Source organism: SAR324 cluster bacterium (assembly GCA_029245725.1).
Lineage (GTDB): Bacteria > SAR324 > SAR324 > SAR324 > NAC60-12 > JCVI-SCAAA005.
On record JAQWOT010000110.1, the window covers coordinates 1 to 2,727 of the forward strand.

3 protein-coding genes and 1 pseudogene are annotated in these 2,727 nt (G+C 43.3%); 3 read left to right on the top strand and 1 reads right to left on the bottom strand.

Annotation, left to right across the window (positions count from 1 at the left end):
* The first annotated feature begins 272 nt into the window (after positions 1 to 272).
* From P8O70_04980 to P8O70_04990, 3 genes are all read left to right on the top strand, one after another.
* Positions 273 to 545: a GTP-binding protein gene (locus P8O70_04980; protein MDG2196232.1), complete on the top strand. Its 273-nt coding sequence runs from the start codon at positions 273 to 275 to the stop codon at positions 543 to 545.
* Complete coding sequence (locus P8O70_04985; protein ID MDG2196233.1) at positions 533 to 1,291, top strand: PQQ-binding-like beta-propeller repeat protein; 759 nt, start codon at positions 533 to 535, stop codon at positions 1,289 to 1,291. The genes P8O70_04980 and P8O70_04985 overlap by 13 nt, the downstream gene beginning before the upstream one ends.
* Positions 1,292 to 1,445: 154 nt before the next feature.
* Positions 1,446 to 1,574: a hypothetical protein gene (locus P8O70_04990; protein ID MDG2196234.1), complete on the top strand. Its 129-nt coding sequence runs from the start codon at positions 1,446 to 1,448 to the stop codon at positions 1,572 to 1,574.
* A gap of 639 nt (positions 1,575 to 2,213) precedes the next feature.
* Here P8O70_04990 and P8O70_04995 read toward each other — a convergent pair.
* Positions 2,214 to 2,621, bottom strand: a pseudogene (locus P8O70_04995) (GNAT family acetyltransferase).
* Positions 2,622 to 2,727 lie beyond the last annotated feature (106 nt).

Sequence of the window (2,727 nt, forward strand, 5' to 3'; positions counted from 1 at the left end):
GTGTGAGGCGCTACGCAGAACATGCCTCTAAAATATCTCCTGGTAACATCGTACCCATAGATCAGCATGTTGAGCTACAGCTACAGATCTCAGGTCAAAAAAGTTTTGCAATCAAAATTGAAAAGCAAACATCGCTAGCACTTTTCGCTCAGCATACCGCTTAAGAATTTAATCTTTGCCTCGGTGCTTCAGATAATGCTGAAGTACTTCCAGTTCTAGAAAGAACTTGGGTTGCACAGCATGAACATGACGATGAAGTAGGCTCAGTAGCAATAGAGGCTGAAGGTGATGTTAACGCCAACAAATTAAATGCTTGGCTTGGAAAACTTCTTCGGGAAAAAGGCATAGATATTTTTCGAATGAAAGGATTCTTAAGCATTGCAGGGGAATCTCAACGCTTCGTGTTTCAGGGTGTTCACATGCTTTTTGACGGACAACCTGATCGTCCCTGGGGAAATGAACCACGGCACAACCAGCTCGTCTTTATCGGACGAAATTTGGATGGAAATGCCATGAAGAGAGAGTTTGAGGCATGCCTAAACTAGTTAAAAATAAGGCGCATGGTGTGCTCCAAAATGGCTTCTTTGCTGCTGTAGATGACTATCCTATTGCGGGAGGGTGGGGGCTGAATGGAAAACTCTTTGCCGTTGGTGATGCAAGTGGATCTATTCAGGCCTTTGATGGAACATCTGGGCGGAAAATTTGGGGAAATTCCGAAGCTCACGTTGGAGGGATCATGAGTATGTCAGTCTCCTCCGAGGGGAAACAGCTTGCTAGCGTCGGGCAGGATGGGCAACTCGCAATCTGGGACTTTGCAGATGGGCAACTGCAACATCGAACTGAAATTGCGAGCGGTTGGGTCGAGCATGTGGCCTGGTCAAAAAGTGGCAACCACCTTGCGGTATCCTCAGGAAGAGTAGTCACTATTCTGTCATCATCTGGTGAAAAAATTTGGTCTTCAGAAAACCATCCCAGCACTGTTAGTGCTCTTGAATGGGTGACAGACCAAGAACTCAGTACTGCCTGCTACGGCCGTGTAACTTTTTTTAATACATCGTCAGGTAAGGAGAATGAACGTCTAGAATGGCAAGGATCTCTAGTTTCACTTGCTCTGAGTCCTGACGGGAATGTTGTTGCCTGTGGTAGTCAGGATAAATCTGTTCACTTCTGGCGGAGGTCGAACGGACAGGATTCTATGATGTCGGGCTATCCTTGGAAGCCTTCAGAGTTAGCCTTCAGTCATGATAGTATCTTGCTTGCTACTGGTGGAGGTGAAGATATCACAGTTTAGAGTTTTGAGGGGAATGGGCCTGAGGGTACAACACCGGGGGTGCTAGAGTTTCACAAGGCACCAATAAGCTCACTTGCATTCTCACATCATCACAGGCACCTGGCATCTGGGTGCCGCGAAGGTGGGGTTGTAGTTTGGTCATTAGGAAGACGTGGTGGTGGACATGCGCTGGGGGGCAGTTAATGGCTCTGTAGAAAACGTCTACTGGCGACCAGATGGCCGCAGTTTAGTTGCAATTGACTCCGAGGGAGGGATCACAGTTTGGCGAGTTAAGAAAATCTGAGGATTCGTTTTTCAAAGTGGTAACACAGTTAATTTAATTCCCTCAAAATTTAATTGATAATTAACCCATGATGATTCGATATCAATTTTTTACATAATATTTTGCCAAATTTATTTTTCAGGATTCCAGGTTGAGTATTATTTGAGAATGCATTTCATGCGATTTAGCTGGCGACACTTTCGATTTTTCTAATTTCTTGAAGCCAAATTTTTCAAAGCTTTTGCCTTCACCAACAACAGATTGATCAGGAAAAGTAGTAATGGTTTTGCCACCTTTTGATTTCACAAATTCGATAGCAACTTCCATTAACTGATTCTCAAAATCTTGTCCTTGTTGATCATAATGTAGAAAAAAGCATTTGATCTCAGCATGTTCTTCAGACAACCAAATCACAAGGAGTGAACCACGGATTTGACCCTCCTGCTCTAAGATCCAAATTTTTTCTCGTGGTTCTTTGTTTAAGGCAAAATTCGTTAATATTTGAGCAATCTCAAACTCAAACAATTTAGTTAATCCAATTTTTTGATGACACATCAGTCCACAAAGTTGAATCAACCCTCCTAGGTCACCAGGTTTAAATTTGTTTCTAATGACAAGACCCCCAGTTCCTGAACCACCATTTAGCTTCGATTCATTAGAATCGAACACCAGCCTTTTCCCAAAGCTAATGGCAGCATCTTCTGAATATCCAATTCTTCTGTAAAAATTCTGAGCAACAGAATTGGAACAGCGAAGCTGCAGATTCACCTTTGGACAACCAAGTTGTTTGAGACCTTCTTCAGCCGCTGCAACTAATTTTTTGCCTATTCCTTGATGTTGAAAATTGGGTAACACTCCCAGGTAATTCATCCATCCCCTATGACCGTCGTACCCGGCCATGATGCTGCCAACTAGCTGGTCACTTTGGAAAGCGCCCATTAAGAGTTCAGGCTGTACATGCATTTTGCGCTGGATATCTTTTTCAGGATTGTTCCAAGATCGAGCCAGTCCACATACCAGCCACAAATCAACCAGTTGCTGGTGCTCATAAGATTCAATCGGCCGAATTTTGAAGTTAGCTTTAGTAGGCAGATCCAAATTTTATTCAACCTAGGTGATTCATTTTATACATATTTCTTGGACTTAGTTGCTAACATCTCGCTCATAAACCTCT